The sequence below is a fragment of the Lentzea miocenica genome, assembly GCF_033949945.1.
In the GTDB taxonomy this organism is placed as follows: domain Bacteria; phylum Actinomycetota; class Actinomycetes; order Mycobacteriales; family Pseudonocardiaceae; genus Lentzea; species Lentzea miocenica.
Map to the genome: position 1 here is coordinate 1 of NZ_JAXAVW010000038.1, position 18,774 is coordinate 18,774.

The 18,774-nt window shown below is 66.5% G+C and carries 14 protein-coding genes and 6 tRNA genes; 12 read left to right on the forward strand and 8 right to left on the reverse strand.

From position 1 onward, the window contains the following. Nucleotides 1-1,079: hypothetical protein (locus SK803_RS36470; RefSeq protein WP_319970752.1), on the reverse strand; the 1,079-nt coding region annotated here is incomplete at its 3' end. A gap of 705 nt (nucleotides 1,080-1,784) precedes the next feature. On the opposite strand from SK803_RS36470, the gene SK803_RS36475 reads away from it, so the two are divergent. Beyond that, a complete protein-coding gene (locus SK803_RS36475) occupies nucleotides 1,785-2,924 on the forward strand; it encodes a tyrosine-type recombinase/integrase (RefSeq protein ID WP_319970753.1) in 1,140 nt (379 codons plus the stop codon). 117 nt (nucleotides 2,925-3,041) lie between these two features. Here SK803_RS36475 and SK803_RS36480 read toward each other — a convergent pair. The 4 genes from SK803_RS36480 to SK803_RS36495 form a co-directional block, all read right to left on the reverse strand. Continuing rightward, a tRNA-Val gene (locus SK803_RS36480) sits at nucleotides 3,042-3,113 on the reverse strand. Nucleotides 3,114-3,169: 56 nt separating this feature from the next. Beyond that, on the reverse strand, nucleotides 3,170-3,595 hold the full coding sequence (locus SK803_RS36485; protein WP_319970754.1) for a TIGR02611 family protein: 426 nt from the start codon (nucleotides 3,593-3,595) through the stop codon (nucleotides 3,170-3,172). Between the two features lie 22 nt (nucleotides 3,596-3,617). Further along, nucleotides 3,618-4,400 (reverse strand): anti-sigma factor, encoded by a 783-nt coding sequence (locus tag SK803_RS36490; RefSeq protein ID WP_319970755.1) that lies wholly within the window; start codon nucleotides 4,398-4,400, stop codon nucleotides 3,618-3,620. Continuing rightward, nucleotides 4,397-5,017 (reverse strand): RNA polymerase sigma factor, encoded by a 621-nt coding sequence (locus tag SK803_RS36495; RefSeq protein WP_319970756.1) that lies wholly within the window; start codon nucleotides 5,015-5,017, stop codon nucleotides 4,397-4,399. The genes SK803_RS36490 and SK803_RS36495 overlap by 4 nt, the downstream gene beginning before the upstream one ends. Before the next feature lie 256 nt (nucleotides 5,018-5,273). Here SK803_RS36495 and SK803_RS36500 point away from each other — a divergent pair, with 256 nt between their 5' ends. The 4 genes from SK803_RS36500 (at nucleotide 5,274) to SK803_RS36515 (ending at nucleotide 6,065) form a co-directional block, all read left to right on the forward strand. Further along, a complete protein-coding gene (locus tag SK803_RS36500) occupies nucleotides 5,274-5,699 on the forward strand; it encodes an SsgA family sporulation/cell division regulator (RefSeq protein WP_030477975.1) in 426 nt (141 codons plus the stop codon). Nucleotides 5,700-5,805: 106 nt separating this feature from the next. Beyond that, nucleotides 5,806-5,878 (forward strand) — tRNA-Gly (locus SK803_RS36505). Nucleotides 5,879-5,920: 42 nt separating this feature from the next. Further along, nucleotides 5,921-5,992: transfer RNA gene (locus SK803_RS36510), tRNA-Cys, on the forward strand. 1 nt (nucleotide 5,993) lies between these two features. Continuing rightward, nucleotides 5,994-6,065 (forward strand) — tRNA-Val (locus SK803_RS36515). A 55-nt stretch (nucleotides 6,066-6,120) separates the two neighbouring features. Here SK803_RS36515 and SK803_RS36520 read toward each other — a convergent pair. Next, complete coding sequence (locus SK803_RS36520) at nucleotides 6,121-10,734, reverse strand: pentapeptide repeat-containing protein (protein WP_319970757.1); 4,614 nt, start codon at nucleotides 10,732-10,734, stop codon at nucleotides 6,121-6,123. Between the two features lie 4 nt (nucleotides 10,735-10,738). After that, nucleotides 10,739-11,233, reverse strand: a complete 495-nt coding sequence (locus tag SK803_RS36525; protein ID WP_319970758.1) for a TIR domain-containing protein — start codon at nucleotides 11,231-11,233, stop codon at nucleotides 10,739-10,741. A 186-nt stretch (nucleotides 11,234-11,419) separates the two neighbouring features. On the opposite strand from SK803_RS36525, the gene SK803_RS36530 reads away from it, so the two are divergent. From SK803_RS36530 to SK803_RS36555, 6 genes are all read left to right on the forward strand, one after another. After that, nucleotides 11,420-11,492, forward strand: a tRNA-Gly gene (locus SK803_RS36530). Between the two features lies 1 nt (nucleotide 11,493). Next, nucleotides 11,494-11,565, forward strand: a tRNA-Val gene (locus SK803_RS36535). Between the two features lie 164 nt (nucleotides 11,566-11,729). Next, entirely contained in the window at nucleotides 11,730-12,323 is a 594-nt protein-coding gene (locus tag SK803_RS36540; RefSeq protein WP_319970759.1) for a TIR domain-containing protein, read from the forward strand. After that, nucleotides 12,320-13,957 carry a tyrosine-protein kinase family protein gene (locus tag SK803_RS36545; protein ID WP_319970760.1) on the forward strand — a complete coding sequence of 546 codons (1,638 nt, stop codon included), beginning with the start codon at nucleotides 12,320-12,322 and terminating at the stop codon, nucleotides 13,955-13,957. The genes SK803_RS36540 and SK803_RS36545 overlap by 4 nt, the downstream gene beginning before the upstream one ends. Nucleotides 13,958-14,043: 86 nt before the next feature. After that, nucleotides 14,044-14,571, forward strand: coding sequence for a hypothetical protein (locus tag SK803_RS36550; protein ID WP_319970761.1), 528 nt, complete (start codon nucleotides 14,044-14,046; stop codon nucleotides 14,569-14,571). Then, nucleotides 14,568-17,675, forward strand: a complete 3,108-nt coding sequence (locus tag SK803_RS36555) for an ATP-binding protein (RefSeq protein WP_319970762.1) — start codon at nucleotides 14,568-14,570, stop codon at nucleotides 17,673-17,675. Before SK803_RS36550 ends, SK803_RS36555 begins: the two co-directional genes overlap by 4 nt. A 42-nt stretch (nucleotides 17,676-17,717) precedes the next feature. On the opposite strand, the gene SK803_RS36560 is transcribed toward SK803_RS36555, so the two are convergent. Then, nucleotides 17,718-18,344 carry a hypothetical protein gene (locus SK803_RS36560; RefSeq protein WP_319970763.1) on the reverse strand — a complete coding sequence of 209 codons (627 nt, stop codon included), beginning with the start codon at nucleotides 18,342-18,344 and terminating at the stop codon, nucleotides 17,718-17,720. Between the two features lie 217 nt (nucleotides 18,345-18,561). Between SK803_RS36560 and SK803_RS36565 the strand changes: the two genes are divergently transcribed. Then, complete coding sequence (locus SK803_RS36565; protein WP_319970764.1) at nucleotides 18,562-18,741, forward strand: hypothetical protein; 180 nt, start codon at nucleotides 18,562-18,564, stop codon at nucleotides 18,739-18,741. Nucleotides 18,742-18,774 lie beyond the last annotated feature (33 nt).

Here is an 18,774-nt window from a genome sequence, read left to right on the forward strand (position 1 = left end):
GTCGCGCCTTCGCTCGTCATGCGGTTGCGCACATCTTCGAGATCTTGCGCTGGGAGCGACGATGATGTGATCGCCAGGTGGCCACTGCGCCGAGCAAGTCGACGCTGGAGGCGATCGACCGCCGAGCCAATTGTCCACAGCATGGTCGGCTGATCGGTGCCCAAAACCGAGGGCAACCAGTAGCCGTCACCGAAGTTGAGCCGCCAGAGGCGTGCCAAGGCGAAGTCGTCTGCGGAGTCGCCGATCACGAGCAGGCCGGTTCGCCGGTGCTGCGGGCCAGACGTGAGCGGTACCAGGTGCGCCAGGCTGCGGTCGTGCGCGGTGGGTGTCGTGCGGGTGTCGACTCCGGTGGCGGCCGCCGGGTGCCAGACCACTGAGTGCGGCGGCGTTGCCCAATCAGCTCCGAGCAGCCACGAGCTCAGTTCTGTCCGGTCATTGTCGGAGACTTCGGGTTCGTCACGATCGCGAGTAGGTGGTGCAGATACTCCTGCGTGGGAGGCGACTGCGGTACCCAACAGTCCGCCCCACTCGGCGGGGCAGGCCAGAACCGAACCGGTCCAGAGGTCAGGGATGTCCGTTATCGGGGTGAAGTTGCTCGTGTCGTCCTCTTCAAGGAACTCGAGGAAGTCGTGCCACTCCGTGGGGTCGCCGCTTTGGTACTGCGAGCAGACTGCAGCGATCTCATCCCGTGCGGTCAGATCGTCCGCTACAGCGATTGGTTGTTCGAGTGCCTGGTCGAGCATCTGTTGTCGCTCTTCACCTTCGAGCAGCTTCCCGTCTTCGCCGCGGATCTGAAACCAGCCGGGAGAGAAGTGTTCTAGATCGGCGACAGTCAGGCGATACGCCAGGACGTAGTCCGGGTCGTAGATCTCGCAGGCGCGCAGCAGCGCCGGGTGCACCTTGCCGGCGTGATGCGGCACGATCGCGAACCCGGCACCGCCCCAGATGCTGCTGGCGCGGTAAAGGGCACGGCGAGCCAGGTAGGTCCACCAGGGGCCGCCGTCGATCACGATGACCACCCGTGGTGGCCGTGGCGTCATGCCCACCGACGCGTACGACAGGGAAGCGCCCGAGTTCATCGCGCCACTGAACCACAGAGGCTCCAGCTTCCGTCGGAGCCGCGAGGTTGTGTCGCGCGACCAAACAAGCCCAGGAAGAAAGTCGCTGTGCGAAGCCTCCGGGCATCAGCAAGAAGTCGCCTGTCGCGTGTCCCCGAAGGCGCGTCCTGCCGGAGTTATGGGATGTCGGCGTCGCTTCACCTCTCGGTGGGCATTTCCAATCCAGAAAGGGGACATCGTGCAACAGCCAGATTCAACCCAGGCGTGTTCATCTTCCGCAGCCCATGTGGCCGCTGAGTCCTGTCGTGACGGGACACGGGGTGGCCGTGACGGCGCCCAGCGTCAGCGGGCGATCAGGCGGCCGACACAGCCCCGGTGCTGTTTACCCCTGCTCAGGCTGCGGCGTTGTTGCAGGTGCGAGAGTCCTGGTTGCGGCGCCGGGCCGCACGGCGGACGGTGCCGTGCACCTTTCTCGGCAAGCACCTGCGCTTCTCCTCCGAGAACCTTCAGCAGATCGCCTCCGATGCCGCGCGGCCAGTCACGATGGGCTGTAGTCCGTCGGTCCGTCGGAGCCACAGGCGAAGCATTGAAACGAGCCGCCGTAAGAAGGGTGCCGGCACCTCCGAGCCCGAAGAACACATTTAGTTTGCCCTTTTCGTTGAAACGAGCGTTCATCTGGCTGTGCCGATCCCGGCACATTCGAAAGTCTTCGAAAAGGGAGAAGTAATGGCTTGGGTTGAGCAACATGGATGTGACTGGCGCGTCCGCTATCGACTTGACGACGGAACGGTCTACTCGGAGAACGGGTACCCGAGCGAGGCCGCGGCGGAGGAACGCGCGCTGGACGTGGAGTCCGATCAGCGGCGAAAGCGGTTCGCCGATCCGCGGCTGGCGAAGACCACGATCGATGAGTGGATCCGGAAGTGGGCGGACGCGCACGGCGTGACCATGATGACGTGGTCGACTTACGACTCGCATCTGCGCAACCACATCCTGCCCTTCTGGTCCGGTACCGGGCTCGGTGACATCGAGAGGATCAAGGTGAAGGGGTGGGTGAACAAGACACTGAGGTCGAAGCTCGCCGACAAGAGCGCGAAGGACGTGCTCGTGCTGTTCTCTCAGATCATCGGCGAAGCGGTCGACGAAGGGCTGATCGGTTCGAACCCGTGCCGGAAGTTGAGGATCGCCTTCGCCGCGTCGCCGGAGCGGCCCCATGCCAGCACTGATGAGGTGGACGCACTCGCGGGTCGGATGGATCCCGACGACGGGTTGCTGACGATCACCGCCGCCTACACCGGTCTGCGGTGGGGTGAGCTGGCTGGGCTGCAGTGGATCAGGACCTACCTGGACTCGGACCCGCGCATCGCGGTGGATCCGGAGTTCGGTGCGGTGCACGAGGTTCGAGGACAGCAGCTTGTTCTCGGTCCGCCGAAGACCCCAGCCAGCGTCCGTGATGTCCACCTGCCGCCGTTCCTCGTGAACGAGTTGCGTGCACACCATGAGCGCAACCCCGACTCGAGGTTCGTGTTCCCCGGTGCGCGCGGTGCGTTGCGGCGGCGGTCCAACTTTCGGCAGCGCGTCTGGTTGCCGGCTCTTGCTGGCAACGAGACTCTCGGCTGGGCTCCGCTCAAGGAGGGGATGCACTTCCACGATCTGCGGCACACGCACGAGACGTGGCTCATCGAGGACGGCGTGCCGCACGTGCTGCGACTCGAGCGGCTGGGACACAAGCGCAAGGAGGTCCACGACCGGTATTCGCATGTGACGGACGCCATGATCGGTAGGATGTTGGAACAGCTGCAGCGCCGTTGGGAAGAGGACGGCGGGTGGTCCTGGATCATGGAAGGACTGGACGAAGCGGTGTGAACACTTAGGTATCGCAAATGTGTTCAGGAGCTCGTGCTCCCAATTTGCTCCCAATGCAACGCAAACGGCCCGCCGATGAAATCATCGACAGGCCGTCTGACTAGGCAAAACACACTGTGGGCGATACTGGGATCGAACCAGTGACCTCTTCGGTGTGAACGAAGCGCTCTCCCGCTGAGCTAAACGCCCGTGTTCTGTTGTGGTGCTGTACCGCTCTCGCGGTGTGGCCATAGCCTACAACATCATCAACGAGAACCAAAAATCGGGCTCTGCAACCAGCTCCACTCCAGTCCGAACCAGCCGCCGACCAGCGCGAACACGTTGAGGAAGTAGCAGGTGACCAGGACGATGGCGCAGACGCCTGCCATCACCAGGCCGCGGACCCAGGAGGGCTGGCGCTTGAGCCATGCGACCCAGCGGTCGTAGTAGCGCTTGGCGAACTTGAGGACTCGGCCCGCCCATTCGAACTCCGTCGCGAGGATTGCCAGGCCCGCGAAGACCACCAGCCAGCCAGGGCCGGGGTACGGGATCATGATGATGCCCGCGATCAGCACCAGGCCGCCGATCACGCCCACGCCGATTCGGTAGGCCATGTTCAGGGCCGGGTTGCGGTGGAACCAGTGGCGCCAGCCCTTGTGCTCGTCTTCGGGCTTCACGTCGGGCTTGGTCATGTGTCGATCATCCTGTTGGGACTCAGGCGGGCGCAACCTGGCCTCCTGCCAGCACCTCCGAGGGACTCGGCGGGGCTTGGCGGCCGGGTTCGAGTGACACCGCGAACTTCGTGTGCTTGTGTGCGTCGGCCGACCAGGACAGCAGTTGCGGGTCGGCCGAGCCTGCGCGTACGTCGAACAACGCCAACGGTACCGGCGCTTTCGTACTTGCACCCCAAACTACGTAAACGTGACCCGAGTCGTTCGGTTTCAGGTTCTTCGGCATCACGGCGCCGGAGGTCGGGTTCGACAGCACCACGGCCACCTCGTCGCCGGAGCCCGTGCGCAGGACCGCCCTGTTCGTGCTCGGGTCCGCGGCCAGGGACAGCGCCTTGTTCAGCTCGTCGGTGCGGGCCTCGGAGGCTGCTACCTGGCCCGACAGCTGGTTCACGCGCACGCCCAGGTAGCCGCCGCCGGCCAGGACGACGAGTGCCGCCGCCGCGGCCAGCAGCACGCGGCCTGGGCGGCGGCGGTGTTGCGGGCGCAGGGGAGTGGGGGCCGCGTGGCGCGGGCGGTGCTGGACCGGCGGCTCCTGCGGGGTGTGCTCGATCTGTTCCATCAGCCTCGCGCGCAGGCGGGGTGGTGGCTGTTCGTGGCGGACCGCGCCGCCGATGCCCGCGAGGACCTCCTGCGTCGCCATCACCGTGTGCTGGCACGTGTCGCAGGTCGGCAGGTGGTCGCGGACCACCGCTTCCTCGTCCGGTTCCAAGGAGTGCATCGCCCAGCCGACAGCGAGCTCCTCGTGAGGGCACAGCTCGCCGTTCACCGGTGAACTCCTGTCGTCTCGCCGGTCTCGCCGGCCCACAAGTTCCCCAACGTGCCTCTCAGGCGTCTGATCGCCGCGAACGTGCGCGATTTCACAGTCCCCAGTGGCACGCCCGTCAGCTTCGCCACCTCGCACTGCGTGTAGCCGCCGAGATAGGCCAGTGCGATGACTTGGCGCTGCTCTTCCGGCAACGTCCGCAACGCCGCCCTGACCTCGGCGCTCACCACGCTGACCAACGCTGCGTGGTCGGAACCCTCGGCCGGTGGTGAAACATCGTCGGTGAGGGGAACAGTCCGACGACGCTGAGTGTTCTCCTTGCGTACGGCATCCACCGCGCGGTGGTGCACCAAGGTCATCAACCAGGTGCCGAAACTTCCGCGGGCGGGGTCGAACCTGGCGGGGTGCCGCCAGAGCGCGAGGAAGGCTTCCTGAACAACGTCCTCGGCCAGTTCGGGGTCTACGCAGATGCGTCTGGCCAGCGAATATGCCGGTGTGCCGTACCTGTCGTACAGCTCACCGAACGCCGACCGATCGCCCTGTGCGAGCCTTTGCACGAGCCCGAAATCGGTCGGCCGGCCGTCGCGTGACGCAACGGGTGGACCGGGCGAGTCAGCCACCAGAGATGTCCTCACGTCCAACATTCGCGCAACAGCCGGTACCGGGTTCAGGTTAGACCCAGCAAGATGGGAGTGGCTGAACGCGGGCTAACGAGCGAGGAGGACACGGAACGCGTGCAAACCGTCGCGTTACGCAGTCAAGCTGACCCGATGGGGTGATATGCGCCCGTTTCGCGAGCGTTCCTCGCCACATGCACGTCACAACTAAGGTGCTCGGTCGTTTCATTGACCGGGAAGGGAGAAGAGGGTAACGACGATGCGCAACGATCACGTGACGCTCCGCTCGACAGCGGTCTTCGACCTGCTGGCGCCGAGGACACCTGCGGTCCCGGTCCAGGTGGAGCTTCGATACGACACGAAGGACCCGTACGCGGTCGTCGCCGCGTTCCGCACCGGCCGCGCCGGTTGGGTCGAGTGGGTGTACGCCCGCGACCTGCTCGCAGACGGTCTGATCGCCGACGCCGGCGACGGTGACGTCCGGATCCGCCCTGCCGCCGACGACCCCGAGGTCGTCGTGATCGAGCTGAGCTCGCCTTCCGGGCACGCCATGTTCGAGGCGTCCGCCCAGGAACTCGCAGACTTTCTCGACCGGACCTACGACGTCGTCGTGCCGGGCAACGAGCACCTCTGGGTCAACGTCGACGAGGCGCTCACGCACCTCATCTCGAACGACCTCAGCTGAATGTTCCGAGGTAGGGGGCCCGCGAAGGCGATGCGGGTACCCCCGGTGAAACCCGCTTGATCCCCTCGTATAAGGTTGTTTCAACATCACGAAGTCAGTGATGTACGCGGATGTAGCGCAGTTGGTAGCGCATCACCTTGCCAAGGTGAGGGTCGCGAGTTCGAGTCTCGTCATCCGCTCTGTGGTTCCCCAGTGGCTGTCCGCTGTGGAGTCATGCTCCTGGCGGAGTGGCCGAGTGGCTTAGGCAAGGGCCTGCAAAGCCCTGTACACGGGTTCGATTCCCGTCTCCGCCTCGGACGATTAGCTCAGCGGGAGAGCACTACCTTGACACGGTAGGGGTCACAGGTTCAATCCCTGTATCGTCCACTCGAAGCAACGAAAGGCTCCGACCAGAATTGGTCGGAGCCTTTCGCGTTGTTGCTCATGATTCGTTCTGCGACTCAGGCAACGAGTAGTACCGCTCGTACGGCTGTACGCCGATCACGCGGCCCTGCGAGTCGTAGCACGCGGCGCGCAGGTACCTCCAGACGTCCCCGATCGTCGCGATCAGTCGATCATCGGCGGGCGACCACGACGCGGCGGCGCCGTCCGGGAACTGAGCGGCGAGCCACAGCAGCCGGTGGCCGGCGATGTCCCAGACGCGCGTTGTGCCGTCGTCGCACGCGGTGGCCAGCTGCCGGCCGTCCGGGCTGAAGGTCAGGGTTCGAACCTCGCCGCTGTGGTCGAGGTCGAGGTCGAACAGTTGTTTTCCGGTCGTGCTGTCCCACAGGCGTACTCGGCTGTCGCCATCGCCAGTGGCCAGCCAACGGCCGTCCGGACTGAACGTGATGGCCTGCACGCCCTTGGCGTGGCCGGACAGCCTCAAGAGGCGTTCTCCGGTGTGCGGGTCCCAGACGGAGGCGGTGCCGTCAGCGCCGTCGGTCGCGAGCCGGCGGCCGTCCTGGCTGAACGCCGCGGTCCACACCCAATCGGTTTCTCCGTCGAGAACGCTGAGGAGGTCCCCGCTCCCGCTGTCCCAGATGCGCACGCACTCGTCCTGCCCGGTGGTGACCAGACGTGCGCCGTCCGGACTGAAGATCACGGCGTTCTTGCCGACCCACATGGTCGATCCGTCGCAGTCGAACATGAGCAGGTGTTCGCCGGTGGAACTGTCCCAGACGCGTACGAAATGCTCGTCGTCGATGGTCGCGAGCCGAGTGCCGTCCGGGCTGAAGGCGACGGAGTTCACCTCGCTGGCGTGGCCGGTGAGCACGCGGACCTGTTCGCCGGTGGGACTGTCCCACAGGCGCACGGTCTGGTCGTTGCCGGTGGTGACGAGCCGGGCGCCGTCCGGGCTGAAGGCGACGGCGTTCACCGAACCGGTGTGACCGGTCAGGGTGAGCAGGTGCGCGCCTGTCACCGTGTTCCACACGTGCGCCTTGTCGTCGCCGGTGCTCGCGAGCCGGGCGCCGTCCGGGCTGAACGCGGCCACCGCGGGCAGTTCGGAGTTGCTCGCGAGGGTGTGCAGGTGCTCTCCCGTCGTGCTGTCCCAGACGTGCGTGGTGTGGTCCGCGCTGTTGGTGGCGATCCGAGTGCCGTCTGGGCTGAACACGACGTCGTACACCTCGTCGCTGTGGCCGGTGAGGACGAGCAGTTCCTCGCCGGTCACCGCGTCCCAGACGCGCGAGGTCCGGTCGAGGCTGGCCGAGGCGACTCGCGATCCGTCAGGACTGAACCTCGCCGCCCACACCGAGTTGCCGTGTCCGTCGAGCCGGAGCAGTGGATCTCCGGTCACCGCGTCCCAGATGTGCACGCTGTCATCGCCGCTGCTGGTGCTGAGCCGGAGTCCGTCAGGACTGAAGGCCACGTCGTGCACCACGCCGGTGTGGCCGGTGAGGGTCAGCAGGTGCACACCGGTGGTGGCGTCCCAGATGCGCGCGTCCATGCCGCTACCGGTTGTCGCGAGCCGAGTTCCGTCGGGGCTGAACGCCACGTCCCAGAACCGGCGGGTGCGTCCTGCCAGCGTCAGGAGGTGTTCTCCGGTAACGGTGTCCCAGATGCGCGCGGTGTGGTCGTGGCTGGTGGTGGCGAGCCTGGATCCGTCAGGACTGAACGCCGCGCCCCGCACCCAATCAGTGTGGCCGTTGAGGATCAACAGCTGTTCGCCGGTGGTGGCGTCCCAGATGCGCGCGGTGTGGTCGTGGCTGGTGGTGGCGAGCCGAGTCCCGTCAGGACTGAACAGCACGTCGTGGATCATGCCGGTGTGGCCGGTGTAGGTGACCAGGTAGTCACCTGTTGTGGCGTCCCAGATGCGCACCGCCTGACCGCTGCCGACCGCCACGCGGGTGCCGTCCGCGCTGAACGCCACGCCGTTCAAAGCATCGGACCGGCCCGCACGGCTCTGGAGCCTGGTGCGGCTCGGCGGCGGCGGAGCTGGCAGCGTCACGTCCGGTCCGACGTGCATGATCGCGTGCGTGTCGGCGCCGGACAGGTCGGCGCCCTCCAAGCGGCACTGGCGGAGGAAGACGCCCTTGAGGTTCGCGGCGCTCAGATCGCCGGAGATCATGTCGGAGTGGTTGAGCATCGCGCGCTCGAGGTTCGCGCCGTGCAGGTTCGCGTCGCGCAACGTCACGTGATCCCACCGCGTGTCGCGCAGGTCGGCGCCGGCCAGCACCGCGGTGGTGAGGTTGAGCGGCGCCGTCTCGGTGCCGCGGAACCGCCAGTGGCGCAAGGAGGCGCCGGTCAGGTCGCAGGCGGCGATCGTCGAGTGAGGCCACTCGTGTTCGCGGGCACGGAGGTGGTAGCGCAACCAGAGTTCGCTCGCCTCGGCCACGTACGGCGCGCGCCACTCGGCGAGGCGGCGGGTGAGCGCTGCCTGGTCGTCCGCGTCGGCGATCAGCTGTCCGAGGAAGTCGAGGGTTTCGTCGGACGGCATCGGCAGGCGCCAGTCGTCGCGGCGGTCGTCGCGCAAGGCGTCGCACAGGTGCTGTGCCAGGAAGTACTCGTGGATGGAGCTGTGGGCGAACTGGAAGTCCGGGCGGTCAGGGCCGTTGTCGTCACTGCGGACCACGAACGTCGCCGTGCGCAGATCTTCTTCCAACTGGTCGCGTGAGACGTTCCGATAGCGCCGCTGAAGGACGTCGTCGGTGGCCAGTTGCTCATCGAGCCAATCGTCCAGATCACCGCTGTCGACCCGGCGGTCGCCGCGGCGCCACGACCACGCGGCCAGGCGGGCCATCAGTTTGAGCTTGTGGTCCGGGCGCAGGTGATGTTTGCCGCTGTCGCGGGCCAGCCAGTCGTGCAGCACCTGCTGGTAGATGGTGGCCGCGTGGACGGAACGTTGTTCGGACAGGCGGCGTTCGATGAACGGGACCTGCGCGGCGACCTTGGCCAGGGTGTACGGACGGGTGGCGAGGTCGGAGAGGTCGTGGACCGCGCGCAGCATGTCCATCACCTGGGTCGCGTCACGGTCCAGGGTCTTGTCGAGGTAGTCGTGGATCTGCTTGTCCGTCAACGGAAGCAGGATCAGCGCTGTGTAGTCCTCTGCCCGGGAGAGGTCGCGGTCGTGTTCGAGGAAGTGCCGTGACTGTTCGCGCAACGAGCGGAAGTAGTGTGTGCGGCAGGACAGCAGGACCTTCGTGTCCTTGCCGGCGAACGGTGCGCGGATGCCGTCGCGTGTCCTGATTGGACGGAGCTTCAGCAGTTCGTGGGTGAACGTCACCCCCTGCGCCGCGTCGAGCCGGACCAGGACCTCGTCCAGACCGTCGATGACGAACAACGTCGGCCTGGACCTGGCCCGCGCGATGACCTCCTCGCCGGTGGGCAGGCGGGCGTCGCCGGACTCCCATCCCCGCGCGACGCACTCGGTGAGGATCTCGGTGAGCGTGGGCACGCCGTTGCTCACATTGCCGACGCGGCGCAGGTCGAAGTAGAGCGGCTCGGGATGGTTGTCGCCGCGCAGCCGTTCGGTGAGCTCCTGGCAGGTGATGGTCTTCCCGGCACCGTATTCGCCCAGCAGCGCGGCCAGGGGAGTGCCGTCCGGGTCATGAGCCCAGTTCAGCAGGAACGACACGACGTCGTTGACGCGGCGGGCGTCCGTGCAGGAGCCGGGCAGGATGGTGGGCTCCATGGCGCCTCGGCTCGCGTCGAGGGCGAAGTAGCCGTTCCCGCTGTCGGCCTTGAGCAACCGAAGATCGCGCAGGCCCATGTCTGGTGGGCTCGGCGCGTGCCTGGACAGCAGCCGCTGGATCTGGTCGGCGAGCCCGTTGGCCCAGGAGCGTTTGGCCGCCGCGCCGCGCAGTTCCTCGAACGGTTTGCCGTCCGCGTCGTCCGGAAAGGGCGTGCTGCCGAAGCCCGCAGGATCCGCGAGAGGGCTCAGCGCCTGCAGCCGAACCGGCACGATCTTCAGGCCTGTGCCCTCGAACAACGTCTCGTGAGCCGCGGTCTGGCCGAGCCACGCGTTGCTGAGCGCGACCACTGCCAGATCCGCCTGTGCCGCGGCGGTGCGGAAGTGCTGGGCGCGGTCGTCCCCGGCCAGCACGTCGTTGTCCGGGCGCCACACCGTGATCTGTGCCTGGCCGCAGGCGAGTGCTTCGGTGAGCAGATCCCACAGCCGGCCCGCGAGCTCGGCGTCCTGAGGTGCGTGGCACAGCACGACTCGCCGGGGCCCGATCAACGTCGCGGGCCGGTCGAGGATGAGCGCGTCGCCGATCTCGTTGAACGACCGCAGCGGGTCGCGCGGTTGGTCGACCCGCTGCGCGACGAACCCCAGCACGCGGCCACGTGCCCCCAGCTTCTTCGCGCCGCTGACCTCCAGACGGAGGTCGACGGTCTCTACCTCCGCGGCTCCGTTGACCTTCTTGACGAGGCGCTCCAACGCTTTCGTCGCCGCAACGGGCGTCCGTCCCGGAAACAGCACCTCGTGTGCCCGCTCGACGGACAGCTCGGCCTGGTCGTCCAACGCCCGCAGCAACGTGGCCAGCAGCGCGCGGTCCGGCACGGTCAGCGGCACGCGGTCCAGGCGCGTGCGTGCCGAGTTGGGCGAGAGCTTCTCCACGGGCTCAGCGCGCCCCTTCCGACTGTGAGGCGCGGGCCAGGACGCGGTGAATCTGGTTCACCAGATCGTGTACCCATGCGGTCTGCGCTGCCTGCCCGCGCACCGTTTCGAACGGCCGTTGGTGGCCGTAGATCTGTTTGTGCTCCAGCCCGCGCATATCGGCATGCGGGCTGATCTGCCGTAGCGCCAACGGAACCGCGTGCTTGCCCGGCACGTCGACCAGCGCCGGCAGTTCGACGCCCGTGATGTAGTCGCTGCCGAGGAAGGCGTCGCTCAACGCGAGCACACCCACATCGCTCGCCGCCAACGCCTCCCGTATGCAGGCGTCCCAGTCGTCGCCGACCAGCAGGGCCTGGTCGAACCGCCACAGCTCGAACTCGTACACCCGGTCCACGGCGGTCGCGACCGCGAGGCGTTCCCACAGCCGCCTGGCGACCGCCTCGTCCAGTCGCGCGACGCTGAGGAACACCCGCACCAGCGGTTTGCGGCCGCCGCTCATCGTCGCCCTCCCTCAACCTGGACTGTGTCGGATTATGTCGTAACAACGACCAGGCGGTGAGAGGTGGGTCACGGACCTCTTCGCGGCTGCTGGAAGCTCGAGATCGGCCGATTTGGAAGTCGCCAGACGTGTCGGATACAGTTCTCTCGCGCCACGGGAAACCCGCAAGGGACACCTGCGGAGCACGCGGATGTAGCGCAGTTGGTAGCGCATCACCTTGCCAAGGTGAGGGTCGCGAGTTCGAGTCTCGTCATCCGCTCGGACGATTAGCTCAGCGGGAGAGCACTACCTTGACACGGTAGGGGTCACAGGTTCAATCCCTGTATCGTCCACTCAACCAGAGAAGCCCTCGATCGACATGATCGGGGGTTTCTTGCTGTTCGGGGCCGAGTTCGGCTGAACGCCCAGTTTTTGTCCAATTATTGGTCGGAACTGCCGAAAATGCCCACTTTTTTGTCTTTTATCAACCTGGGTGGCGCATCTACCGTTGTGCGCTGTGTCCTACAAGTACGATTTCTTCATCAGCTACAGCCGTCGAGGCAGTGTGCAGAAATGGCTGTTGACCCACTTCTACAACAAGCTCGTCGAGTACCTCGCTGACGAGTGCGCGCCCGCGCCGAAGGTGTACATGGACCGAACCATGCCGCGGGCGGTGGAGTGGGCGCACAACCTGGAGAACTCGCTGCGGCACAGCAAGGTCATGATCCAGCTGCTCACCCCGCACTACTTCGAGTCGGACTGGTGCATGGCGGAGCTGGAGAGCATGCGGGCTCGCGAGGCCCTGCTCGGCCTGGCCGGTGCCGACATCTCGCAGGGACTGATCTATCCCATCCTCTACTCGGATTCAGACAACTTCCCGGTCGACGAGCGAATGCGTTCCTGGCAGGACTTCAAGGAATATGCGCATCCGGATCCGGTCTATCAGGACTCGGTCGACTATCTCCCCTTCTGCCGGCAAATCAGAGTGCTGGCGCGTGATCTGGTGCAGCTGGCCAAGCAGGTTCCCCCGTGGAGCCCGGACTGGCCGATCGTGGATCGGCCCAATCCGGTGCTCATCCCGCCTCCGCCGTTACCGAGGTTTGAGCGATGACCGGGACAGTGATCACGTTCTACTCCTACAAAGGCGGTGTCGGGCGCAGCTTCACCCTGGCGAACATCGCCGTGCTGCTCGCGCGCTGGGGTTATCGCGTGCTCGCGGTCGACTGGGATCTCGAAGCGCCCGGCCTTCACCTCTACTTCCAGCCACATCTGGTCAGACCACCGGAGAGCGGTGTGGTCGACATCGCTCAGGAATACCTCTCCGGGGTGAGGACACCGGGCGCCCATGAAGTGCGGGTTCAGGTGGACGGCGTGCTGGACCTGATCGCGGCGGGCCGAGTGGAGGAGGGCAGGCTCGACGTCGCCTATTCGCGCCGGATGCAGACGATCAACTGGGAGGACCTGTACCGGCAGGGCTTCGCGGCGCACCTCGAGGAGTACCGCGACGAGTGGACCGCCAAGTACGACTTCGTGCTGATCGACAGCCGCACCGGTGTCTCGGACATCGCGAGCATCTGCACCGCCCAGCTGCCTGACCGGCTGGTGGTCGTGTTCACCGCCAACGACCAGAACCTCAACGACGTGGTGGACATCGCCCACCTCGCGGACAAGGCCAGGGATCGGCTGCCCTACGACAGGCCCCGGCATCAGGTCATGCCCGTCTTGTCCCGCCTGGACAACACCGTGGAGTACGAGCGCGCCGCAGAGTGGCAGAAGAAGTCCGCCCGTGTCGTCACGCCGCTCTTCCGCAACTGGCTGGTCAAGACCGTGAAGCCGGACCTGATGCTGCGGCATCTCACGGTGCCTTACATCTCCTACTGGAGCTTCGGCGAGCTGTTGCCCGTGCTGGAGGAACTCTCGCCGTCGCCGAACCAGATCTCGTTCGCACTGGAGACGGTCGCCTCGGTGATCGCGCAGGAGTTCGACCGGACCGACCTGCTGGCCGACAACCGCGACGCCTACGTGGCGGCCGCGCGGTCGCGACGGCAGAAGTTCGGCACGGAACTGATGGTGTCGGCCCCAAGGACCATGTGGCAGACCAGCACGGCACTGATCACCGAACTGCAGTTGCTCGGGACGACGACGGTCAGATCCGTGTCCGGTGACCCGGGAATCCTCGACCAGGCCCTCGATCCAGCGAAGCACCTGTGCCTGGTGGTGGACGGCGAGCTGAGCCGCTGGCAGCTCACCGAGGCGGAGCGGTTCATGCGCCGCATCCTCGCCCCGGACGGCGCGGAACGGCGAGTGTTCTGCCTGCTGACCCGCGGCACGGACAGCGGGCAGCTGCCCGGCTTCCTGCGCAACCTCCAGCACCTGGTGTTCGACCCGAGCACTCGTCCGGTCGAGGTGGCGCTGGATCTCCACAGACTGATCACAGCGACGCCCGCGGTCGAGACCCAACCGGATCAGGAAGCGCTGAGGAAGGCCGAGGCCGCTCTGCGTGAACTGCCGGACGAGCTGCCGTACGCCGGGAGGTTCGTGCTCATCGACGAGACGGTGCGCGGGCTGGCCGGTGCGCTCGACGACGGCGACATGGACCTGTTGCGCGACCGGTCGGCCGACCTGCTGCTGCTCAGCAAGCCGCACCACAACGGAACCGGGGTGCCGGTGCCCGCGCGGCTGAGTGCCGAGGTGAGCGCACTGCTCGCCCGGATCGAGCGACGAATCAACGCGTTCACCGACTGAAAGGCGGCGTGATGCCGGAGATGTACGCACCCAGCGCGAGGGCGGCACTCCTCCAGTTGTGGCTGGAGGACAGGGTGATCCCCAACGTGGAGTTGACCAAACAGTACAAGATCGAGCTCGGCAAGGACGACCGTGAGGCGTTGAACGACGACGGGCTCCTGGAGTCGTCGAAGGAAGGCAGGAGGCTGTTTCATCGGATCACCGACAAGGGCATCGCGTGGTGCACGAGCGATCTCATGGAGGGCGAAGCGCCTTCGCGGGGTCCGTTGGCACGGGTGCACACCTCGGTGCTGCGCCGAATCGTGCGTTTCGTCTACGAGCGAGGGTTTCTTGCCGAGGCGATCCGCTCCGGTGATCTGGAGTCGTTGATCCGGCAGGTGTACCTGGAGCTGGGGGACGGCTACCAGGACTGGGTCCGGCTGGCCAAGATCCGGCCGCGGCTCGACGGCGCCGACCGTGGTGAGGTGGACGAGACCCTGCTGAAGATGGTGAAGGGCGGCGATGCGCACCTGGTCGCCAGCGCGAACCGCAAGGTGCTCACCGACGAGGACCATGCGGCGGCGATCCGGATCGGCGGCGAGGACAAGCACCTCTTGGCGATCGAGGAATCATGACCGAGCATCTGCGCGAGGCGCTGGCGGTCGTGCGCTTCAACTCGGCCGAGACCCCGGACGACGTCTGGCACACCTCGCCCTTTCACGTCGAGGGCCTGCACACCAGGGCAGAACACCGCCTCCGGGCAGGTATCGCGGACGCCAGGGCCAGCATCGGACCGAGCATCGGTGGTCTCGTGCTTCAGGGCGAGAAGGGCGTGGGCAAGACCCACCTGCTGGGATCGGTGCGCCGCATGGTCCAGCAGGAGGGCGGCTACTTCTTCCTGGTCGAGGTCACGTCCGGCAAGGCGTTCTGGGACGACATCGCCGACGCCATGCGCAGCGAACTTCGCAGGACCGACGACGAAGGTGTCCTTCAGCTCACCTTGCTGCTGAGGCAGTTGTGCCTGGGTGCGGACGTGTCCCAGGAGGTCACCGGTGCTGTCACCGGCGAGTCGGCGCTTACCCCGGAACACCTGCGGACCTTCCTCACCGGACTGCGCACAGTGGACAGTCGCATCGCTGTGGAGTGTGGCGACACGATCCGGGCGTTGGTGCTGTACGCCTCTGAACACGCGGAGGCCGGCAGGTCCTATCTGAAAGGCGCGGACGACGCGAGTGACGAACGGCGTCGCTGGGGCCTGCCCGCTCAGCCGAAGCCTTCTCGTGAGCTGGTGCGCGACGTGTCACGGGTGCTCGCGATGACCGGCCCCTGCGTGATCGCCGTCGACCAGCTGGACACGCTGGTGAACAAGGGGAGGGACGCGGTCGGGGACAAGGTGACGAACCCCGAGCTGATCCAGGAGATCGGGGACATCTCGGACGGTCTGATGCAGTTGCGCGAGACCACCCGGCGCACGATCACCGTTGTGGCGTGCCTGCCAGACACGTGGTCTCTGCTGAAGTCGATCTCCAGCAGTACGGTCGAAGACCGATTCACCACGACACCGATCCTGGCCTCGATCGCGGATCCCTCGCTGGGCAGGAAGCTCATCGAGAAGTGGCTCGGCGTCATGTACCAGCGCAACGACATCATCCCGCCGCACGCGACCTGGCCGGTGGCACCGAGCGCGTTCGAGCCGGCGAACTGGGCGGGCCGGACGCCGCGCCAGTTGCTCAGGCGGGTGCACCAGCACGCGGAAGCCTGTTTGTACGGTGAGATCAGGGAACTGAGCTCGTTCGACGAACCGCAGCCCGCCGATGTGGTGACGACGCCGGTCGTCGCGGGGACGGAGCCCGACTACATGGCGGAGTTCGACGCCAGGTTCGCGCGGCTGAGGGAGACTGCGGAGATCAACTCGGTGGAGATCAAGCAGCACGACGAGAACGAGGTGCTGCCGGGGTTGCTCCTGGCCGGGTTGAAGTCGTGGATCACCGAGGTCGGCAACGACGATCTGAAGTGGCATCCGGAGCCGCATTCGGATGACATGCGGTTGCACGCCGGGCTGCGGCTCACGGTCAACGAGGAGCTGGACACCCAGGAACGCTGGGGATTGCGGTTCATCGCCTGCAGTCACGGCAACCGGGTGCTGCGAAGGCTGCGCGATGCTCGTGCCGCGGCGGAGGGATCTCGCGGTGGCCAGGGCAGGCACCTGATCATCATCCGCAACGGGACCGACGGCTGGGCCGGCGCGGTGACGCAGCGGCTGGTCGCCGACATCGAAAGCGCGGGCGGGCGGTGCGTCGACATCACGGACGACGACCTGCGGACGTTCAGCGCGCTCAAGGAGATCTGCGTGGTGCAGACCCACCAGTTGCTGGCCTGGCTGGTGGCGCGAAAACCTGCCAGCAGCACGACGTTCCTGCGTGCGGTGCTGCCGGACCAGGAGCGGACCGCGGCCAGTCATCAGGAGACACGTCCCCCGCCGAAGCCGAAGCGGGAGCCGGAGCAACCGCCGGCGGAACGCGAGGGCGAGATCGTGCTCGGGATGGACGGGGAGATCCGGATCGAGCTGGAGTCGTTGCGCAAGCACGTGATCGTGTTCGCGGGTTCCGGTAGCGGGAAGACGGTGTTGTTGCGCCGGATCGTCGAGGAGTGCGCGTTGCGCGGGGTTTCGGCGATCGTGCTGGATCCCAACAACGACCTGGCGCGGCTTGGGGATGCCTGGCCTGAGGTGCCGGGGGAGTGGCGGGCGGGGGACGAGGCGAAGGCTGCCGAGTACCTGGCCGGCACCGAGGTTGTGGTGTGGACGCCGGGGCGGGCTGGTGGCAGGCCGCTGAGTTTTCATCCGTTGCCCGACTTTGCTGAGGTTCGGGGGGATGAGGACGAGTTCGCGGCCGCGGTGGAGGCTGCGGTGGCGAGGCTGGTGCCGCATGCGCGGATTGCCAACGAGACCAAGTTCGCGGTGCGAGGGCGGGCTGTGCTTCGTGAGGCTCTCAAGCGGTATGCGCGGGAGGATCGGCGGGATCTGAACGGGTTCGTGGATCTGTTGGCCGAGTTGCCGGAGGGTGTCAGCAAGTTGCACTCCGCGGCGGCTACGGCGGCTGATCTCGCGGAGACGTTGCGGGCCGCGATGGTCAACGATCCGTTGCTTGCCGGACAGGGGGAACCTACGGATCCCGGGGTGTTGCTCCAGCCGTCGCGGGGGAAGCGGGCTCGGGTTTCGGTGATCAGTTTTGTCGGGTTGCCGTCCGAGGAGCAGCGGCAGGGGTTCATCAGCCAGTTGCAGCTGGAGGTGTTCGCCTGGATCAAGCGCCATCCCGCGGTGGATCGGCCGCTCGGCGGGCTGATGGTCATGGACGAGGCGCAGACGATCGCGCCGTCCGGTGGGGTCACGGCGAGTTTGCAGACCACGATCCTGCTGGCCTCGCAGGCGCGCAAGTACGGGCTCGGGCTGGTGCTCGCCACGCAGGCGCCCAAAGGGGTGCACAACCAGGTCACCGGTAACGCGACCACGCAGTTCTTCGGGCGGTTGAACAGTCCTGCGCAGATCGCCGCGGCCGTGGACATGGCGCGGGCCAAGGGGAGTTCGATCGCGGACATCTCGCGGTTGGAGCGCGGGCAGTTCTACGTCACCGGGGACACGTTCGGGTTCCGGCGGATGCGGGCGCCCTTGTGCCTGAGTCATCACCCTCCCAGCCCGCTGCGGCTCGAGGAAGTGGTCGAGCGAGCCAGGAAGCAATGAGAAAGGGCGGTGTCCCCGGTCGGGGGCACCGCCCTTTTCGCGTCACGCGGTCGCGGTCAGCATGTCCTCGATTCGCTGGCACAGCGTGGGGAACAGCTCGGCGGAGCCGCCGAGCACCACGAAGTTCACGGTCTCCTCGGCGCCGCGCTGGACTTCCAGCGCGTACACGGTGTCGCCTGCCCGTTCGACGCGTACGGCGATCGTGCTCTCGCCCAGCTGCATGGTGCCGGCCAGGCCGCGCTTGGTGAGTTCAGGTGACGCGGCGGCGAACTGTTCGGCCAGGGCCCGCAGGCCGGTGCTCGCGGGTGGCGGTTGCTCGGTCGCGGTTGCCGCCACGTCGGCGACCGCCACCCTGTCCCTGCCCGCGGTCTCGGCCGCCTCCACCCGGCTCACCAGGGCGTCCACCAGTCCTTCGTCGGCACGCAGGTAGGTGGACGACTCGGGGGCTTCGCCGGTCAGCACCGGGAGCACGTGGTCGTCGTTGTTCGGCGGGACATCGTCCACAGTGGACACGAACGGCACGAAGAAGCGGACCTGCGCCTCGGGCAGCTCGTTGCCCTCCAGCACGGTCAGGCCGCGCTGGCGGCAGGCTTCGACCACCTCGTCGACCACGGCGCGCTGTTCCTCGGCGAACGACACGGCGATGTCGTAGGTCGCGGATTCGATCACTCCAACCTCCTCCTGCAGGACCGGCCGGCGGCCGGTTGCGCGCAGCATCCGCGCCGGGTGTTGACCAGAAGTGGATGAGGAGTGGACGTGTTGACCGCCTCGGCGGGCAACGGGAAACACCTGTTTTCACGGTTTTTGAAGATGAATCCTCGAAGTAGCCCGCAGAACGGCGGGCGAAATCACGGAATCAATCGCGATTTCCTTCGGAGGATTCGTCATGTCCAAAATCGTGTCCACTTTCGTTGCCGGCGCCACCACGCTGGTGACCGCATTGGCCGTCGCCGCCGCTGTTTCCGGTGGCGGCACGGCCAGCGCGGACGACAACCCGCCGCCGCCTACCACCACCACTACGACCACGGAGACCCAGAACGGCGGCGGCAACCCGTGGTACGGGTGAGCTAGCGGCAATTGCGCCCTGGCCATTTTTTGT